This is a genomic window from Roseinatronobacter monicus, from assembly GCF_006716865.1.
Taxonomy (GTDB): Bacteria; Pseudomonadota; Alphaproteobacteria; order Rhodobacterales; family Rhodobacteraceae; genus Roseinatronobacter; species Roseinatronobacter monicus.
In genome coordinates, this window is record NZ_VFPT01000001.1 from 971,363 (window position 1) to 988,101 (window position 16,739).

At 59.6% G+C, this 16,739-nt stretch carries 20 protein-coding genes and 1 other RNA gene; 8 read left to right on the forward strand and 13 right to left on the reverse strand.

Annotation, left to right across the window (positions count from 1 at the left end; translation table 11 throughout):
* The first annotated feature begins 6 nt into the window (after nucleotides 1-6).
* Nucleotides 7-390, forward strand: a complete 384-nt coding sequence (locus BD293_RS04430; RefSeq protein ID WP_246086209.1) for a c-type cytochrome — start codon at nucleotides 7-9, stop codon at nucleotides 388-390.
* Between the two features lie 9 nt (nucleotides 391-399).
* Here BD293_RS04430 and BD293_RS04435 read toward each other — a convergent pair whose 3' ends face one another.
* The 5 genes from BD293_RS04435 to surE form a co-directional block, all read right to left on the reverse strand.
* Nucleotides 400-1,035 (reverse strand): L,D-transpeptidase, encoded by a 636-nt coding sequence (locus tag BD293_RS04435; RefSeq protein ID WP_246086210.1) that lies wholly within the window; start codon nucleotides 1,033-1,035, stop codon nucleotides 400-402.
* A 171-nt stretch (nucleotides 1,036-1,206) separates the two neighbouring features.
* Nucleotides 1,207-1,848 (reverse strand): bifunctional 4-hydroxy-2-oxoglutarate aldolase/2-dehydro-3-deoxy-phosphogluconate aldolase, encoded by a 642-nt coding sequence (eda, locus tag BD293_RS04440; protein ID WP_142080052.1) that lies wholly within the window; start codon nucleotides 1,846-1,848, stop codon nucleotides 1,207-1,209.
* Between the two features lie 99 nt (nucleotides 1,849-1,947).
* The gene (locus BD293_RS04445; protein WP_142080053.1) at nucleotides 1,948-3,135 is read right to left on the reverse strand and encodes a peptidoglycan DD-metalloendopeptidase family protein; all 1,188 of its coding nucleotides are present in this window, start codon (nucleotides 3,133-3,135) and stop codon (nucleotides 1,948-1,950) included.
* Between the two features lie 68 nt (nucleotides 3,136-3,203).
* Nucleotides 3,204-3,863 carry a protein-L-isoaspartate(D-aspartate) O-methyltransferase gene (locus tag BD293_RS04450; RefSeq protein WP_142080054.1) on the reverse strand — a complete coding sequence of 220 codons (660 nt, stop codon included), beginning with the start codon at nucleotides 3,861-3,863 and terminating at the stop codon, nucleotides 3,204-3,206.
* A complete protein-coding gene (surE, locus tag BD293_RS04455) occupies nucleotides 3,860-4,645 on the reverse strand; it encodes a 5'/3'-nucleotidase SurE (RefSeq protein ID WP_142080055.1) in 786 nt (261 codons plus the stop codon). Before surE ends, BD293_RS04450 begins: the two co-directional genes overlap by 4 nt.
* Nucleotides 4,646-4,825: 180 nt before the next feature.
* On the opposite strand from surE, the gene rnpB reads away from it, so the two are divergent.
* Both rnpB and rpmG read left to right on the forward strand, forming a co-directional pair.
* Nucleotides 4,826-5,229: RNase P RNA component class A (rnpB, locus tag BD293_RS04460), an RNA gene on the forward strand.
* A 149-nt stretch (nucleotides 5,230-5,378) separates the two neighbouring features.
* A complete protein-coding gene (rpmG, locus tag BD293_RS04465; protein ID WP_071470751.1) occupies nucleotides 5,379-5,546 on the forward strand; it encodes a 50S ribosomal protein L33 in 168 nt (55 codons plus the stop codon).
* A 206-nt stretch (nucleotides 5,547-5,752) separates the two neighbouring features.
* Here rpmG and gatB read toward each other — a convergent pair whose 3' ends face one another.
* The gene (gene gatB / locus BD293_RS04470) at nucleotides 5,753-7,267 is read right to left on the reverse strand and encodes an Asp-tRNA(Asn)/Glu-tRNA(Gln) amidotransferase subunit GatB (protein ID WP_142080056.1); all 1,515 of its coding nucleotides are present in this window, start codon (nucleotides 7,265-7,267) and stop codon (nucleotides 5,753-5,755) included.
* A 193-nt stretch (nucleotides 7,268-7,460) separates the two neighbouring features.
* On the opposite strand from gatB, the gene BD293_RS04475 reads away from it, so the two are divergent.
* Both BD293_RS04475 and BD293_RS04480 read left to right on the forward strand, forming a co-directional pair.
* Nucleotides 7,461-8,078 carry a lysozyme family protein gene (locus BD293_RS04475; RefSeq protein WP_142080057.1) on the forward strand — a complete coding sequence of 206 codons (618 nt, stop codon included), beginning with the start codon at nucleotides 7,461-7,463 and terminating at the stop codon, nucleotides 8,076-8,078.
* A 93-nt stretch (nucleotides 8,079-8,171) separates the two neighbouring features.
* Entirely contained in the window at nucleotides 8,172-9,293 is a 1,122-nt protein-coding gene (locus BD293_RS04480) for a FliM/FliN family flagellar motor switch protein (RefSeq protein WP_142080058.1), read from the forward strand.
* Between the two features lie 57 nt (nucleotides 9,294-9,350).
* Here BD293_RS04480 and BD293_RS04485 read toward each other — a convergent pair whose 3' ends face one another.
* The 5 genes from BD293_RS04485 to ald all read right to left on the reverse strand — a co-directional run bounded on the left by BD293_RS04485 (nucleotide 9,351) and on the right by ald (nucleotide 12,869).
* Nucleotides 9,351-9,776, reverse strand: a complete 426-nt coding sequence (locus BD293_RS04485) for a protein tyrosine phosphatase family protein (protein ID WP_142080059.1) — start codon at nucleotides 9,774-9,776, stop codon at nucleotides 9,351-9,353.
* A gap of 12 nt (nucleotides 9,777-9,788) precedes the next feature.
* Nucleotides 9,789-10,223: a DUF6691 family protein gene (locus tag BD293_RS04490; protein ID WP_142080060.1), complete on the reverse strand. Its 435-nt coding sequence runs from the start codon at nucleotides 10,221-10,223 to the stop codon at nucleotides 9,789-9,791.
* The gene (locus tag BD293_RS04495) at nucleotides 10,223-10,651 is read right to left on the reverse strand and encodes a YeeE/YedE family protein (RefSeq protein ID WP_211841058.1); all 429 of its coding nucleotides are present in this window, start codon (nucleotides 10,649-10,651) and stop codon (nucleotides 10,223-10,225) included. The genes BD293_RS04490 and BD293_RS04495 overlap by 1 nt, the downstream gene beginning before the upstream one ends.
* 73 nt (nucleotides 10,652-10,724) lie before the next feature.
* Nucleotides 10,725-11,588 (reverse strand): MBL fold metallo-hydrolase, encoded by an 864-nt coding sequence (locus tag BD293_RS04500; RefSeq protein ID WP_142080062.1) that lies wholly within the window; start codon nucleotides 11,586-11,588, stop codon nucleotides 10,725-10,727.
* A 162-nt stretch (nucleotides 11,589-11,750) separates the two neighbouring features.
* Nucleotides 11,751-12,869, reverse strand: a complete 1,119-nt coding sequence (ald, locus tag BD293_RS04505; RefSeq protein ID WP_142080063.1) for an alanine dehydrogenase — start codon at nucleotides 12,867-12,869, stop codon at nucleotides 11,751-11,753.
* A gap of 136 nt (nucleotides 12,870-13,005) precedes the next feature.
* Between ald and BD293_RS04510 the strand changes: the two genes are divergently transcribed.
* On the forward strand, nucleotides 13,006-13,464 hold the full coding sequence (locus BD293_RS04510) for an Lrp/AsnC family transcriptional regulator (protein ID WP_142080064.1): 459 nt from the start codon (nucleotides 13,006-13,008) through the stop codon (nucleotides 13,462-13,464).
* Between the two features lie 46 nt (nucleotides 13,465-13,510).
* On the opposite strand, the gene mscL is transcribed toward BD293_RS04510, so the two are convergent.
* Both mscL and BD293_RS04520 read right to left on the reverse strand, forming a co-directional pair.
* A complete protein-coding gene (mscL, locus tag BD293_RS04515) occupies nucleotides 13,511-13,897 on the reverse strand; it encodes a large conductance mechanosensitive channel protein MscL (RefSeq protein WP_142080065.1) in 387 nt (128 codons plus the stop codon).
* A gap of 94 nt (nucleotides 13,898-13,991) precedes the next feature.
* Complete coding sequence (locus BD293_RS04520) at nucleotides 13,992-14,450, reverse strand: YtoQ family protein (protein ID WP_142080066.1); 459 nt, start codon at nucleotides 14,448-14,450, stop codon at nucleotides 13,992-13,994.
* A 144-nt stretch (nucleotides 14,451-14,594) separates the two neighbouring features.
* Between BD293_RS04520 and BD293_RS04525 the strand changes: the two genes are divergently transcribed.
* Nucleotides 14,595-15,248, forward strand: a complete 654-nt coding sequence (locus tag BD293_RS04525) for a protein-L-isoaspartate O-methyltransferase family protein (RefSeq protein ID WP_142080067.1) — start codon at nucleotides 14,595-14,597, stop codon at nucleotides 15,246-15,248.
* A 58-nt stretch (nucleotides 15,249-15,306) separates the two neighbouring features.
* Entirely contained in the window at nucleotides 15,307-16,674 is a 1,368-nt protein-coding gene (locus BD293_RS04530; RefSeq protein ID WP_211840992.1) for a TolC family outer membrane protein, read from the forward strand.
* Nucleotides 16,675-16,739: the final 65 nt, after the last annotated feature.

Sequence of the window (16,739 nt, forward strand, 5' to 3'; positions counted from 1 at the left end):
CGTGTTTTGATCCTGCTCGTCGTGGGGGCCGGTGTGATAGGCAGCTATTTCCTGTCGGGGGGTGGCGGGCAATCTGCGTTGGTCGAGCTGGACATTCCGCCCCTGACCAAGAGTGAACAGCAAGGGGCGGTCCTGTATGCGCAAAATTGCGCCAGTTGTCACGGCGAGAATGGCGCGGGGCGCGACGGGGTGGGGCCGCCGCTGGTGCATGTGATTTACGAGCCGTCACACCACCCGGATGGTGCATTTTATGCGGCTGTCCAATTGGGGGTGCGCGCGCATCACTGGGATTACGGCGATATGCCGCGCCAATCCCATGTGACCGAGCCTGAAATCACGCAGATCATCGCATATATCCGGGCGTTGCAGCGCGCGAATGGCATTGACTGAACCGCAGGGTCAGACAACCACGACGCGCGTGCCAACTGGCACACGGTCATACAGATCAATCACATCCTGTTGCAGCATCCGAAAACACCCCGAAGACGCGAAGCGCCCGATAGAGCGCCATTCCGGTGTTCCGTGAATCCGGTAGCCCTGATCGCGCCCGTCCGTCATCAGATACAATGCGCGTGCGCCAAGCGGGTTGTCCGGCCCGCCGGGTTGCCCGTCTTTCCAACGTTCCAGATGCGGTTCGCGCTTGATCATTTCCGGTGGCGGTGTCCAAGTCGGCCAATGCGCTTTGCGATACACCGTTGACTCGCCTGTCCAATCAAATCCTTCGCGCCCGACCGATAGCCCGTAGCGAAGTGCATAGCCATTTTCGAGCACCAGATATAGCAGCCGGTTCTGGTTTTCGATCACGATGGTGCCCGCCTCCTCCTCGGTTGAGAAGGGGACAATCTGGCGGTGCAGGAATTCGGGTATTGCGTCGATATCGACAGCGCGCAGACGATGCGCGCCGTCCCGCCGCGTTGAATAGTCGATCGGGTCCAGTTCGGGGGGCGGCTCTGACACCAAAGCAGGCATACAGGCCGACAAGGCCAGTGTACTGCCTGATGCGATCAGTAGGTTTCGGCGCGTAATTCTGGTCATTGGCATATTATCCGGCTTACAAATTACATCTTAACACAAACGTGCCGAGTCGCAGCGCGCAAACGTCACGCCTCTGTTACCCACCAGTGTATCGGTAAATCTGTTCACAGAAAGCGAATTGTTGCGCTATGTTGCAGCTTTCTTTCGTTGCCCCGTGCCGCTTGCCAAAGATTAGCGGGGCAGGCGTGCCGCATCCGCCGCAAGCTTTGTGATGGTGTCCCATGCGCCCGCGTTCATCGCGTCTTTCGGGGCGACCCAACTGCCCCCGACACAAGCGACATTGGCCAAGGCCAGATAGTCGGACGCGCGCGCGGCACTGATACCACCCGTCGGGCAAAACGTAACCTGTGGCAATGGCCCTGCAATCGACTTCAACGCGGCGGCCCCGCCAATTGCCTCTGCCGGAAAGAATTTCTGCACGGTATAGCCCAGTTCGAGCAGTGTCATCACTTCCGAGCAGGTCTGCGCACCGGGCAAAAGCGGCATTTTGTTCAGGCGCGCCGCATCAATCAATGCTGGCGTTGCGCCGGGGGCGACAGCAAAGCGTGCACCTGCTGTGCGTGCCTCTGCCATCTGGTCAGGGGTCAGCACGGTGCCCGCGCCCACCACTGCGCCCTCGACCTGCGCCATCGCGGTGATTGCCTCCAACGCGCAATCTGTGCGCAGCGTGACTTCCAACACGGGCAATCCCCCTGCCACCAGCGCTTGTGCCAGCGGTACCGCATGGGCCAGATCGTCAATGACCAGAACCGGAATAACGGGGGCCATCTGGCACATGGCGAGGGCGGTTTGGCTTTGCTCGGCTGGGGTCATGATAGCATCTCCGATCTGGGTTAGCGCTAACGGCGTCATAACGACAGCAAGGGTATGCTGACAAGTCCCAAACTCGGCTTCACTCAAAAGCGCGAGAAGTTATTGCAGGTGGCGCATCGGATCGACACTGTTGAGGCCGTCCCGAATCTCAAAATGCAAGAAGCTGGGATCACCCGCGCGCACGCGCCCGATTGTCTGCCCTTGCGTGACCGACGCCCCGCGCGAAACTGTCAGGTTCTCAAGCTGTGCATAGACGGACAAAAGCCCGTTTTCATGCTGGATCACTACGACCGGCACCTTGTTGGTGTCTTCGGTGATTGCGGCCACACGACCGGCGGCAGCGGCGCGTACCGCGGTCCCGGAACTGGCAGCAATGCCGATCCCATGCTCGTTGCGGCTGGGTGAATAGGCGCGAATGATGCGCCCTTCGACCGGCATGACAAATCGGGTCGCTGCTGATTCAGTGCGTTCCTGTTCCATGGCGGGCGAGGGGGGGCGCGCTTCTTCGGCGGCCTCTTCTGCCTCTCTTGCAGGGGGCGCAGGTTCAGGCAGGGGCGCAGAGGCACTTGGCGGCAGCGGTGTTGCACTGCCTGTTCCCGGCGCGGCCACATCTTCAGAGGGCTGCGCGGCCGCCTGAGGTTCAGAGCGCCGTTCCGGCGCGGGTTGATCGGCCACAGGGATCAGCAGCACTTGCCCCTCGCGCACGCGCATTTCCGGGTCCAGTCCGTTCCAGTCGGCCAGCGCGCGCGGTGCTACATTATACAGGCGCGCAATCTGGAATGCGGTTTCCCCGCGCTGAACACGGTGTTGGAGCGGTTGTTGATCGGCGGGTTGGGTCGCGGCTGATGGCGTGCGCGTTGGCGTGGTCCCTTCGGCGCGCGAAATCGCGCTGTCAGCAAGCGAGGATATCTCTATTTCGCCCGAACGGCTTTGGCCGCCTGTATCCTGCGCATCAAGATTGCGCGGCAGGGCCACAACTTCGCCCGCGCGCAGGCTGGTTTCAGGTGTCAGGGCGTTAAAACGGGCAAGCTCGCTTTCGCTCATGCCGATACGTTGTGCAACGCTCGCCACAGTGTCACCAGCGCGCGCCACGGCGACCTGATAATCCGGGTAGCTGATGATGCCGCGATCATCGGGGCGCGGGCGCGACGCAGTTGCCTGACGCGCTGCCTCTGCGGTCGAGAATCCGTTGCCGGAATTGCGCATATCGAGGTCAAAATCCCCGCAAGCGCCCAAAGCGAGTGTTGCTGCACTACACAGCAAAAGTATCCGACGGTGGTTCAGCATCTGCTCTGCCTTCTTCATTGGCGCGCGGGTTCATCTACAGAACCCGTGTCACGATACGATTGTCCGGCCTAGTGGCCCAGCCCTTCGACCAATGGAACAAATCGCACAGCGCGCAATTCTTCATACTCATACCCAGTTTCGGTCCGGACAACACGGATCAGGGTCTGGACCGTGTCAGACTGACCCACCGGCACCACCATGATACCCCCAACGCGCAGTTGCGCCAAGAGGGGGCCCGGCGGGTCTTCTGCTGCGGCGGTCACGATAATGCGATCAAACGGGGTCAGATCTGGCAGGCCATAGCTGCCATCCGAGATCATACAGGTGATATTCGTCAGGCCCAGGTGGTCAAAAAGCTTTTGCGCTTCGCGCGCCAGCGGGCGGTGCCGCTCGACTGTGTAGACCCGGCGGGCAAGCTGGCTCAGGATTGCGGCCTGATAACCTGACCCGGTCCCCACTTCCAGCACCTTGTCGCGTGATCCGACCTGCAACGCTTCGGTCATCAGGGCCACGACAGATGGCTGGCTGATCGTCTGCCCGCAGGCAATCGGCAAAGGCATGTCCTCATAGGCGCGGTCCGAGAAGATGCCGGTCACGAAATCGCGCCGGTCAATCCGCTCCATCGCGGATAAAACACGCGTATCTGTAACCCCACGCGAGCGCAGCGTGTAGATAAAGCGCATCCGCGCCTCGGTCAGGTTTTGTGGGTCATCGTCTGATGTGCTCATTCCAGCGCCTTTCGCACATCATCCATGGCATCATGTGCCGTCAGGTCTGCGCGCATGGGTGTGACCGAAATATAGCCGTCCAGATTGACAGCGGCATCCGTGCCCGGCGCAGTCGGCAAGTGCTGCGGACCACCGGTGATCCAAAGGAACTTGCGCCCCGAGGGCGAGATATGCGGCTCGACCCCGAAAAACGTATCCTTGCGGTAGCCTTGTGGCGCGACCTTCAGACCCTGCACCGCGTCCCGCCCTACAGGGGGGAAGTTCACGTTATAGAACAACCGGTAGTCGCCCTGATCCCAGATCGCATCCTTCAACAGCTTTTCAACCAGTGCTTGCCCATGCCCGATGGCCGCATCAAAAATCGAAGGCAGGTCTTCCGACAATGGCCCCATATACTGCGACAGCGCAATCGCGGGCAGCCCTTGCAGGGCCGCTTCCATCGCCCCGCCCACTGTGCCGGAATAGAGCGCGTTTTCCGCGGAATTGTTGCCCCGGTTTACACCGGACAGCACCAGATCGGGCCGTGCACCCTGCAACACATCATACAAGCCCGCCAGAACACAATCGGCAGGCGAGCCTTCGGCTGCATAGCGGCGCGGGCCCAGTTTGGCGATCATGGTCGGGTGCGTGTAGCTGATGCAATGCGCGACGCCTGATTGCTCGAATGCGGGCGCCACCACCCAGACCTCGCCTTCTGGTCCGGCAACAGCGCGCGCGATTTCTTCCATAACAGCAAGTCCGGGTGCGTTGATCCCGTCATCATTTGTTACCAGAATGCGCATGCTGTTTTCCTTTCATTGCTCTGCTCTTGCTTAGTGTGTCACCCCTTTGCGGGCAAGGGCATCGCGGCGGTTAGAGGGCCGTGTTGGCAAATTGGCCGATGGCAGGACCACCCCCGCATATGGTGGCCGGGCCATCACCCTGCTTGCACCCGGCGCGATCCGCGCCTATGTAGCGCGCGTGCGGATGGTTGGATGACCGCGTGTGCAGGCTTTGCGGTCTGCATCCGAGGAAAGTCCGGGCTCCATGAGGCAAGGGTGCCGGGTAACGCCCGGCTGGGGAAACCCAAGGGAAAGCGCCACAGAAAACAAACCGCCCAGGCTTGCCTGGGTAAGGGTGAAACGGTGGGGTAAAAGCCCACCGCGGGACGGGCAACCGGACCGGCACGGCAAGCCCCACCCGGAGCAATGCCGAATAGGGATCTCACGCGGGCATGATCCGGGCAACCGGATATCACCGCAGGGCCGCCTCAGCCTGAGATCCGGGTTGGCAGCAAGACCCTGTCTGCAAGGGCAGGGCTAGATGAATGGTCATCCAAGGGGGCACGCCCTCGGGACAGAACCCGGCTTACAGACCATCCGCACAAGATACAGCCCGACGCGCCTTAAATCGACACTCTGCACCAAGAAACCACAGATATTGCGGTTGACACTGTGCGACAGACAGGTAGAAGGCAGGCTCAGATTTCACGGGTTGCACGACAAATACGCGCCTCCCGGCTCAGGAGATGACATCATGGCGAAGCCAACCACCATCAAGATCCGACTGAATTCCACAGCCGGAACCGGGCATTTCTATGTTACCAAGAAAAACGCCCGCACCATGACGGAAAAAATGTCGATGCGCAAATTCGACCCCGTTGTGCGCAAGCATGTCGAATATAAAGAAGGCAAGATCAAGTAATCTTGCCCCAATTGCTCGATCTGAAAACCGTGCCTCCGTGCGCGGTTTTTTGTTATTCCCAGACAGGCTAAGGGCAAACGCCCCCTTTGCGCGCAGCAATTGGCGCGGCGTCCCCCGACACCCTGCCGCAGGTTTGCTCATTTTCTTGCTGAAAATACTCAAAATCCTGCCTCTGGCCAAAGTTTCCCGCGACCAGAGGCCTGGCGCTACAGTCCCAGCTTCGCACTCACGATCTGGTTGACCGCTGCGGGGTTTGCCTTGCCGCCTGTGGCCTTCATCACCTGACCCACGAACCAACCTGCAAGTTTGGGGTTCTGTTTGGCCTTCTCCACTTGTGCGGGGTTGGCGGCAATGATTTCGTCGACAGCCGTCTCGATCGCCCCTGTATCCGTGACCTGTTTCAGCCCGCGCTCCTCGACAATCGCTGCGGGATCACCGCCTTCGGTATAGACAATCTCGAACAGGTCTTTGGCGATCTTGCCAGAAATATCCCCCGCCTTGATCAGCGCAATGATCCCGGCCAGTTGCGCGCTTGAAACCGGGCTTTCACTGATGTCATGCCCTTCTTTCTTCAGCCGCCCGAACAATTCATTGATCACCCAGTTGGCGGCCAGCTTGCCATCGCCTGCCTCTGCCGCCACAGCCTCGAAATAGGCGGCATTGGCGACATCTGCTGTCAGCACCGAGGCATCGTAATCCGTCAGCCCGAAATCGCCCATGAAGCGCGCCTTCTTGGCGTCGGGCAATTCCGGCAGGCTGGCTTCGATATCATCGACCCATTCCTGTTCAATCTCCAGCGGCAGCAGGTCGGGGCAGGGGAAGTAGCGGTAATCATGCGCCTCTTCCTTGGACCGCATCGAGCGCGTCTCGCCCTTGTCAGGGTCATAAAGCCGCGTTTCCTGCACCACACTGCCGCCGTCTTCCAGAAGTGCGATCTGGCGGCGGGCCTCATACTCGATTGCGGCCTGAATGAAGCGCATCGAGTTCATGTTCTTGATTTCGCAGCGCGTGCCCAAGTGGCTGAAATCCTGCGTCTCTTGGTACTTCTCATACTGACCCGGACGACAGACCGAAACATTCACATCCGCGCGCAGATTGCCGTTTTGCATATTGCCATCGCAGGTGCCAAGATAGCGCAGGATCTGGCGCAGCTTGGTGACAAAGGCCGCCGCTTCCTCTGGCCCGCGAATATCGGGGCGCGAGACGATTTCCATCAGCGCGACCCCTGTGCGGTTCAGGTCCACAAAGGACATGTTCGGGTCCATGTCATGGATCGATTTGCCTGCATCCTGTTCGACATGAATACGCTCAATCCGCACCACTCGCGCAATGCCTGCACCCATTTCGACCAGCACTTCGCCTTCGCCCACCAGCGGGTGATACAACTGGCTGATCTGATAGCCCTGTGGCAAATCCGGATAAAAGTAATTCTTGCGGTCAAAGGCAGAGCGCAGATTTATCTGCGCCTTCAGGCCCAGCCCGGTGCGCACGGCCTGTTCAATGCAGAATTCATTGACCACAGGCAGCATACCCGGCATGGCCGCATCGACGAAGGCCACATTGGCGTTGGGTTCTACGCCAAAGCGGGTTGATGCGCCTGAAAACAGCTTGGCCCGGCTGGCCACCTGCGCGTGAATCTCCATCCCGATGACCAGTTCCCACGCGCCGGTCGCGCCAGAGATGACTTTGGGTTTGGGCGGCTCGAAACTCAAATCCAGCATGGTGTGTGCGTATCCTCTCGGGGGGTGTTCAGGGCGTTTTAGCGGTGCCAGCACGGCGCAGCAAGGGGGCGGGTCGGCAAAACCCCGCCGAAGATGGGGCATTCGCGTGCGCGTGGTTTGCCATTCGCCCTGATTCGGAACCATACGCCGCGCTGCAGCACGAGTTAGGGGCTGCGTTACCTATGGAAAACTCATGGCTCGTTTCCTGCCGCTTTCGCTGCTGGCTGCCCTCGGTGCCGCTGCTTTTACTGCCGGATGCACTCTGGCGACGCCTGAAACCTCTGTCGAGGCGACGCGCGCGGCGCATGTCGCCACACGCTGGGATCACCGCCCAGAGGCAGAGCGTTGGACTGCGGCGAAATTTGCAGCATTGGAAACAGACGGGCGCGCGCTGGTGTCAACTGTTCCGCAGGATATTGATACCTTCTGCCCCGGATACGAGACTGCTGATGTCGAGGGGCGCAAGGCGTTCTGGACGGCGCTGTTCTCAGGCTTGGCAGGATATGAAAGCACATGGCGGCCGGACGCTGCCGGCGCAGGCGGGCGCTATCGTGGCTTGTTGCAGATATGGCCAACATCTGCGCGCTATTATGGGTGCGATCTGTCGCACCCCAACGGGTTGTATGACGGCCCGACGAATCTGCGTTGTGCCGCGCGTATCGCCGCGCAAGCTGTGGCGCGCGACAAGGTCGTCGTTGGCAGTGCGGGGAATTGGGGCGGTGTGGCCAAGGACTGGCCCCCTATGCGCGATGCCCGCAAACGCACTGATATTGCAGGGTTTACCCGTTCCTTGCCTGCGTGTCAGATCTGATACACGCGCCCCCGCCTGTGCCATAACCTGATCTTGTTCAGCTTTTACTAACCCTTTTGCGGCAGGGTAGAGGTAAGACGGGTGGCATGAGCGATGACAGACCAGACAGACGCAAGGCATATGGACAAGTCGGCGCATGACACTGCGTTGACCAAGATGGCAACACGGCACCGCGTCGCCCAAGCGCAGGAGCGCGCGGCGTTTGTTGCCGCACTGCGCGTTGCATTCGGGCGCATGTCGGCAGAGTGTCCGGGGCTTGACGGTGTTGTTCAGGACGTGACGATCCGACAAGGCGCCTTGGCCGAGGTGTTGGATTTGGCCGAGCCGGGTATGTTTCTGGCATTGCTGGAAGGGCAGGGCGAGCGGATGGGGCTGTTGATGGCCTGTCCTGTCGTGCTGGCCGGAATGGTCGAGGCGCAGGCGACGGGGCGCGTCGACAAAAGCGATGTCGCACAGCGCCAGCCAACGCGCACTGATGCGGCGTTGCTGGCCCCGATGGTGGACGCCTTTTTGCGGCTTGCACAGATACGATGTGCGGATCTCCCTCAGGCACCTATGGTATCGGGCTATGGATACGGCACATTCCTTGATAATCCGCGCCCCTTGGGGCTGATGCTGGATGAAGGGCAGTTCAACATTCTGCATCTGCGCGTTTCCTTGGGCTTTGGCGCGAAGGAGGGGGACTGGTTTGTCATTCTGCCGGACCCTGCCCAAGCGCAGCAAAACGCTTCGGACCAAAGTGGGGGGACCGACACCGATTCTGACAAGGACTGGCAAGACCGGTTGCAGATTGTGATTGGCGACAGTGGTGTGGTGCTGAATTCGGTCTTGTGCCGGGTGCAACTGACATTGACCGAAGCGCTGCGCCTGCGCTCTGGTGACATTCTGCGTCTGCCAGACACGGCGCTTGAAATGCTGACATTGGAGAGCATCGACCAGTCGGCGCTTGCGATTGGGCGGTTGGGGCAGGCGCGCGGGCAGCGTGCCGTGCGCCTTACGGCTGACCCCGGCCATCTGAGTGATGCGACAGGGGCAGTTGCGCCGTCGTTCGCACTGCCTGCCTCGATCTTGTGGGTGCAACCGCCACAGCCGCCCTTTACCCCCCCAACAGCCGCGGATGGCGTGGAAATGGACGGGGGCGCGCAAGATACGCAACAGCCGCTCAGCAGTACAGATACTCAGCAGGCGCAGGATACGGGCGATACCGCGCCTTGATCATGTAGCGGCAAGAATGCAATGCGCCCTTGCCTCCATGTCTTGAAGCTGTGGTTGTCAGGCTTGGGCCAGCTGGTTGATCGTTGCGCGGAACGGCTCCAGCCCATAGCCGTGGCGGGCGGGAATGGCGATCAGGTCATCTGTTGGGCGCTTGCCTGCAAGTGCAAGCGCCCAGACGATGGAAGACCGGTTGCCGGAAGCGCAATAGGCCAGCACGGGCCCAGTGCTGTTCATCATAGCATCGGCTTGTACGGTGACGTTATCGATGGATATTGCCCCGCCCACGACCGGATTTAGCACGAATTTCAGGCCCGCCGCCTCGGCTGCGGCGCGGATGGCGTTGGCGTGCAACTCGGTCGGTATTTCGCCGTCGGGGCGGTTGCAGACCACTGTGGTGTAACCAGCCTCGGCAATCGCGGCCACATCTGTGGGGGCGATTTGCGGTGAGACGGCGTAATCATCGCTCAAAGGGCGGATATCCATGAAAAACTCCGGTCAGATGGCTGCGATTCTATCGATGCGCAGGCGAAGGGCAGGTGCCGCCATCATACCTGCGATCATGGCAAGGATAAAGGCGATCCCGCCAGTTCCCCCCCAACTGAGCGACGCAATGGCCGGACCAGGGCATAACCCGGCAAGCCCCCACCCCGCGCCGAACAACACCGAGCCGATAATCAGGTTATGGCCCAGTCGCGGGTCGGGCTTGGATGGGAAGGGATTGCCCACCAGCGAGACGGCGCGCTTGGTCGTCAGGTGCCATGCCACCAGCATCGGCAGGATGGCCCCGCCCAGAACGAAGGCCAAGGTAGGGTCCCATGCCCCGAACACATCCAGCCAGCCTTGTACCTTGTTGGTGTCGGTCATGCCCGACACCAGCAACCCCGCCCCGAACAGCCCGCCCGAGATGGCCGAAATTACTATACGCTGCATCAGATTACCCCCAGAAGATGACGAAACAGCACCATCGTGATACCGCCTGCCAGCAGGTAGAAGACGGTCGCTACAATGCCGCGAAGCGAGAAGCGCGAAATACCGCAAACCCCGTGCCCGGATGTGCAGCCATTTGCCAGCCGTGTCCCAAGGCCCACCAGCAGCCCGCCCGCGATGACCACCGCGAGATTCGAGGTGATGTTGGTCGATACCTCGACACGATACAGTGGCAGCATCAGCGCGGGCACAATCACAAGTGCGGCAAGAAAAGTTGCGCGCTCGGCCCATGTGCTCAGGCCCGTGCGATCGACAAGGCCGCCAATAATGCCGCTTGCCCCCATGATGCGGCCATTGCCCAGCAGAAAAATTGCCGCCGCAGTCCCGATCATGAGGCCACCGACAAGGCCCCAAATCCAATCCGTCTGAATCATTGTTGTGTTCCTGTTCGCAAAATGGCGCGGCACTTGACTGCCGCGCCCGTGTTGAGTGCTGTGACCGGGATCAGAGCGTGTTGACCGGCACTTTCAGATAGACTGTGCCGTTTTCTTCGGCAGGGGGCATCTGGCCTGCGCGCATATTCACCTGTAGCGATGGCACGATCAGGCGCGGCATACCCAGTTGGGCGTCACGCTCGTTGCGGGCACGAACGAAATCATCCTTCGATTTGCCAGCGCCGACATGTTTGTTCAAACGCTTCTGGTCGCCCACTGTGGTTTCCCATGCATACGTGTCGCGCCCTTCGGCCTTGTAGTCATGGCCGACGAAAATGCGTGTTTCATCTGGCAGGGACAGGATTTTCTGCACCGAATCCCACATTGTATCAGCCGAACCGCCGGGGAAGTCGCAGCGTGCAGTCCCGAAATCGGGCATGAACAGCGTGTCACCAACAAAGGCCGCATCGCCAATGACATAAGTCAGACAGGCGGGCGTGTGGCCGGGCGTGTGCATTACATCGCCGCGCAACTGGCCGATATGGAAGCTGTCGCCTTCCTTAAATAGCGCGTCAAACTGGCTGCCATCGCGCTGAAATTCGGTACCCTCGTTAAAGACCTTGCCAAAGGTGTCCTGCACGATACGGATATTCTCGCCAATCGCGATTTGGCCGCCCAGTTCGCGTTGGATATAGGGGGCGGCTGACAGGTGGTCTGCATGGACATGGGTTTCCAGCAACCACTGCACTTCATAGCCCTTGTCTTTCACAAAAGCGATCACGGCATCGGCGGAGCGTGTGTCAGTGTGACCTGACGCATAGTCGAAATCGAGGACCGAATCGACGATTGCGCATTTTTGGCTTTCCGGGTCGCGCACCACATATGTGACAGTGAAGGTGGCTTCATCAAAAAAGGCTGTAATCTCTGGTTGCATGGGGCGTCTCCATTTTCTGTGTCTGAATGGAATATATACCACACAAAACATATTGCAAGATTTGAATGTAATAAAGTTTGACTGACGCGCGATAAATCCGGCAAATGCAAACGCCCGCCCCATGTTGCAGGGACGGGCGATAGGGCCGCGATTGGGAACAGATCAGAGCTTGAGCGCCATGACCGGGGCCAGCACATCAATTTCCAGTGCCTTGCCGACAGCATAATAGGTCAGATGCCCGGCATGTGTGTTCAACCCTTCCAGCAGATGCGGGTCATCTTCGCAGGCTTTGCGCCAGCCCTTGTCCGCCAGTGCCAGCATAAAGGGCATGGTGGCATTGCCCAAAGCAATGGTCGCACTGCGCGCAACAGCGCCGGGCATATTGGCGACGCAATAATGCAGGATTCCATCTACGTCATAGATCGGGTCCTGATGTGTGGTTGCGTGCGATGTCTCGAAACATCCGCCCTGATCAATGGCAACATCGACCAGCACCGCTCCGGGTTGCATGGTTGCAAGCTGGTCGCGCGTTATCAGCTTGGGGGCGGCGGCACCCGGAATAAGCACTGCACCAATCACCATATCCGCGCGCTGGATCAGTTCTGCAATCGCTGCCGAATCCGAGAATTGCGTGGTCAGGCGACCATGGAAAATGTCGTCCAGATACGACATGCGCTGGATCGAGCGGTCCAGAATGGTGACATTTGCCCCCATACCCACGGCCACCCGTGCAGAAGCCGTGCCGACAACGCCGCCACCGATGATGACCACATTTGCCGGGCGCACTCCGGGCACGCCGCCCATCAGCACACCGCGCCCGCCATTCGCCTTTTGCAAGGCCCATGCCCCCATTTGCGGCGCCAGTCGCCCCGCCACTTCGGACATGGGGGCCAGCAGCGGCAGGCCGCCATTGCGGTCAGTCACGGTTTCATAGGCAATCGCTGTCACGCCGGAATCCAGCAGGTCGCGGGTCTGGGCAGGGTCGGGGGCCAGATGCAGATAGGTGAACAGAACTTGTCCTTCGCGCAATTGCTTGCGCTCTGCGGCTTGCGGTTCCTTGACCTTGACGATCATCTCGGCGCGGTCAAACACTTCGGTCGCGGTGTCCACGATCTGCGCACCGGCGGCCGTATAATCATCATCCGTGAAGCCAGAGCCGTAGCCTGCGCCCGTCTCGACAATGACCTGATGGCCATGCGCGCAAGCCTCTTGCGCGGCGTTCGGCGTCAGGCCCACGCGAAATTCTTGTGGTTTGATTTCTCTCGGGCATCCAATCAGCATGTGAATCTCCTTATTGCATTATTGGTAGAATATCTGAAATCAAGGCGGAATTTCTTGACACTTGGCGCTGTATGGCCATGTTCTGGCGCAGAAACGTGCAAGAATGCACGCATTTATAGCAAAAGGTTGCGCTGCAATGCAGCTAGACGCGACAGACCGCCGGATATTACGGGTTCTGCAAAAGCAGGGCCGGGTCACGAATGCAGAGCTGGCCGAACTGGTCAACCTCTCGCCCTCGGCCTGTCACCGCCGCGTGCAACGGCTGGAGGGGGAAGGGGTGATCGCCGGATATGTCGCGCTGCTGGACCTCAAGCGCATCGGTCGCCCGACAACAGTCTATGTCGAGATCACGCTCTCTGGCCAGAGCGATGAAATACTGGACGCGTTCGAGCGCGAAGTGGCCCGAGTCCCCGATATTCTGGAATGTCACCTGATGGCGGGTACTGCGGATTACCTGTTAAAGATCATCGCCGCCGATACCGAAGATTTTGCACGCATTCACCGCCGGTATCTTAGCCGGTTGCCGAGTGTGACGCAGATGCAGTCGTCATTTGCGTTGCGAACTGTCGTCAAGACAACCGCCATCGACATCTGAAGGTCGGCAAGGAACAAGGGGCCGCCGTGGCCGCCCCTTGTTGACGTCAGCGGTTTTGCAACGCGTCGCGGATCTCGATCAGCAACTGCTCGGTCGTTGGGCCGGCAGTTTCTTCGACGGCTGCGGCCTCTTCTTTTTTCTGGTTCAGCTTGGACAGTTTGTTGAGGGTACGCACCATCAAGAACACGACAAACGCGATGATCAGAAATTTGATCACGGCATTGATGAAGTTTCCGATCATGAACTGGGCCTCGCCCAGCCCGAAGCTGATCGCGCTGAAATCCAGCCCGCCAACGAAGATGCCGATCAGCGGGTTGACCAGATCGTCCACCAGCGATGTGACAATCGCGGTGAATGCCGCGCCAATGATAATGCCGACCGCCATATCCATCGCGTTGCCACGGGCAATAAACGCCTTGAACTCTTGAAGCATGGGGTAATCCTCTCCCGGTTACATAAATGTGATTACCTATAGCCGGGAAAATAGAATGTGAAACCCGAATTTTGATGCGGTCTGCGCGACAAGATCAGGCTGAGCCTTGGGGCAATTCCCCTTCAAGGGTATAGCGCAAAATCTGCACCACTTGTGCGGGTGTCTCGGCCACGGCAAGGGCTGCGGCATCAATCTCTTTCAGGGCGTGCTGGTGGTCGGCCCCGTGCAGCACGATCAAGGATTTCCCTAGCGCTGCGGCAAAGCCTGCGTCAAACGCGGCATTCCACTGGCGGTATTGCTCGCCAAATCGAACAACAACGATATCGGCATCAGTCAGGGCTTTGCGCGTTCGCATGGCATTCAGCTTTGCGCCCTTGTGGTCATGCCAGAATTTTTGCTCTTCCCTGCCCAAGATCGCCACACCGCAATCATCCGATGCCGCATGATCCGTAACGGGGCCAGAAAACGTTACCGCCAGACCCTGCGCGCCCGCGATGATCTGGTCGCGCCAATCTGTATGAATTTCGCCTGCTAGATAGACATTCAGTTTCATTTTCACCTCTCGCGTTATGATATTGTGCAAGACCTAGCACAGTCGGATGTCACACCAAAGCGCGGTGCGCGCTCACTTGTTGCGGGGCGCGCCGTTCTGTGGCAATGACTATAGCATGACCATCTAAACCGAAGAGTTCAGTTTATGACCGATTTCGCCGCTCGCCGCAGGACCATGGTGGACACGCAAGTGCGCCCGTCTGATGTCACGAAATTCCCCATCATTGATTCAATGCTGCATGTCCCGCGCGAGAAATTCGTGCCCGACACCAAGGCCGAGGCGGCGTATATCGGCGAGAACCTCAGCCTTGATGACGGGCGCGTGCTGCTCGATCCACGCACGCTGGCCAAGATGATTGACGCATTGGATATCACCTCGGACGATCTTGTGCTCGATATCGGGTGCGGCACTGGCTACTCGTCCGCAGTGATCTTGCGCATGGCGCAGGCCGTCGTCGCTGTTGAGCAGGACGAAGCGCTGGCACGTGCGGCAGAAGCGGCCTTTGCGCAGACCGGGTCCGAGACTGTGGTGCTGCACAAAGGAAAACTGACCGAAGGCGCGACGGAACACGCGCCTTATGACGTTATACTCCTGCAAGGGGGCATTGAGAGTTTTCCACAAGCGCTGGTTGGTCAGTTATCAGATGCAGGCCGTGTCGCGGCTGTGTTCATGGATGGCGCGCTGGGCGTTGTCCGTTTGGGCCTGCGCAAGGGGGACCATATCGTCTGGCGTGATATTTTCAACGCCGCAGCACCAGTTCTGCCCGGTTTTTCCAAGGATCATGAATTTACCTTTTAAGATGCTATTATAACAAGAAACGGCCACAAGGCAGCATCAGCTTCGAGAGGCAGGAAGAATGAGACGGATCAGAAAACTATCGGCACTTGCGGTGGCTTTATGCCTGCTCTCAATGCCCGCCTCGGCGCAATCGCTTGCTGACACTTTCGCCGCGGCTTATCGCAGTTCGGACCTGCTGGAGCAGAACCGCGCATTGCTGCGGGTGGCAGACGAGGATGTTGCGATTGCTGTTGCACGGCTTAGGCCCGTTGTAAATTTCGTGACCACTGCGCAGACAAGTGTGCGCTCGGGCGCCGATCAGTTGACAACCCTCAGCTTCGGGTTGAATGCCGAATTGATGTTGATTGATTTTGGCCGAGGAAGGCTTGCTCGAGAGGGTGCAAAAGCACAGGTTCTTGCCACCAGACAGGCCCTGATCAATATCGAGCAGAACGTTTTGCTGGATGCCGTTTCCGCCTATATGGATGTGCGCAGTTCTAGTGAAGCAGTCGCGTTGCGGCAGGCAACCCAGCGCGTGATTACCCAAGAACTGAATGCTGCGCGCGAGCGGTTTGAACTGGGTGAGATCACCCGCACCGACGTCTCGCTGGCCGAAGCGCGCCTTGCGGCCGCGCGCTCTGAGCTTGCGGCAGCCGAAGGCGATCTTGCGGCTGCGCGCGAATCCTACAAGCTGGTAACAGGCGATTATCCGGGACAGTTGCGCCCGCCCCCCGCCTTGCCGGGTACGGCGAGCAACTTGCAAACTGCACAAGACATTGCGCGGCGTACGCACCCGCTGATTTCGCAGCGCCAGCATGAAGTGACAGCTGCGGAGCTGAGTGCCGAAAGCGTGCTTGCAGAGCGCAGCGGGTCAGTGACCGGTACGGCGTCGGTTGGACGGGAATTTGGTGGTCAGGCAGGCGATATGACATCAGCAAGTGCCGGTGTGCGTTATGCCCGCCCCATTTATCAGGGCGGCCAGTTGAATGCGCAGCACCGCCGTGCGACAGCGCAACGCGACGCCGCACGCTCTGGTCTGCACCAGACAGTCGGGCAGGTTTTGCAGAACGTCGCGGTGGCTTGGGCGAATGTCGATGTGGCGACAGCGCGAATTTCTGCCAGCCAGCAGCAGGTGCGCGCGTCCGAAAGTGCCTTTGAGGGCACTCGGGAAGAAGCCCGGCTTGGTGCACGCACCACTTTGGATGTGCTGAATGCCGAAACTGACCTGCTGGATGCGCGCACAACCCTGTTGCAGGCGCAGGCGTCTCAGCAAATCGCGACATATAACCTTCTGGCCGCGATGGGGCTGTTAACTGTCGAGCATCTGGGCCTTGGCATCCCGACCTATGACGCTGAGGCGTATTTCAACGCTGTGCGCAACGCGCCCTTGTCGTCACCACAAGGCGACGCACTGGACCGCGTCTTGCGCTCGATCGGTCGGGACTGACGGGCGGGAGTGGGTGCGCAAGCTGGGGGAATCGGGTCGATGTCGCCGGTCGCATGAGTTCACGA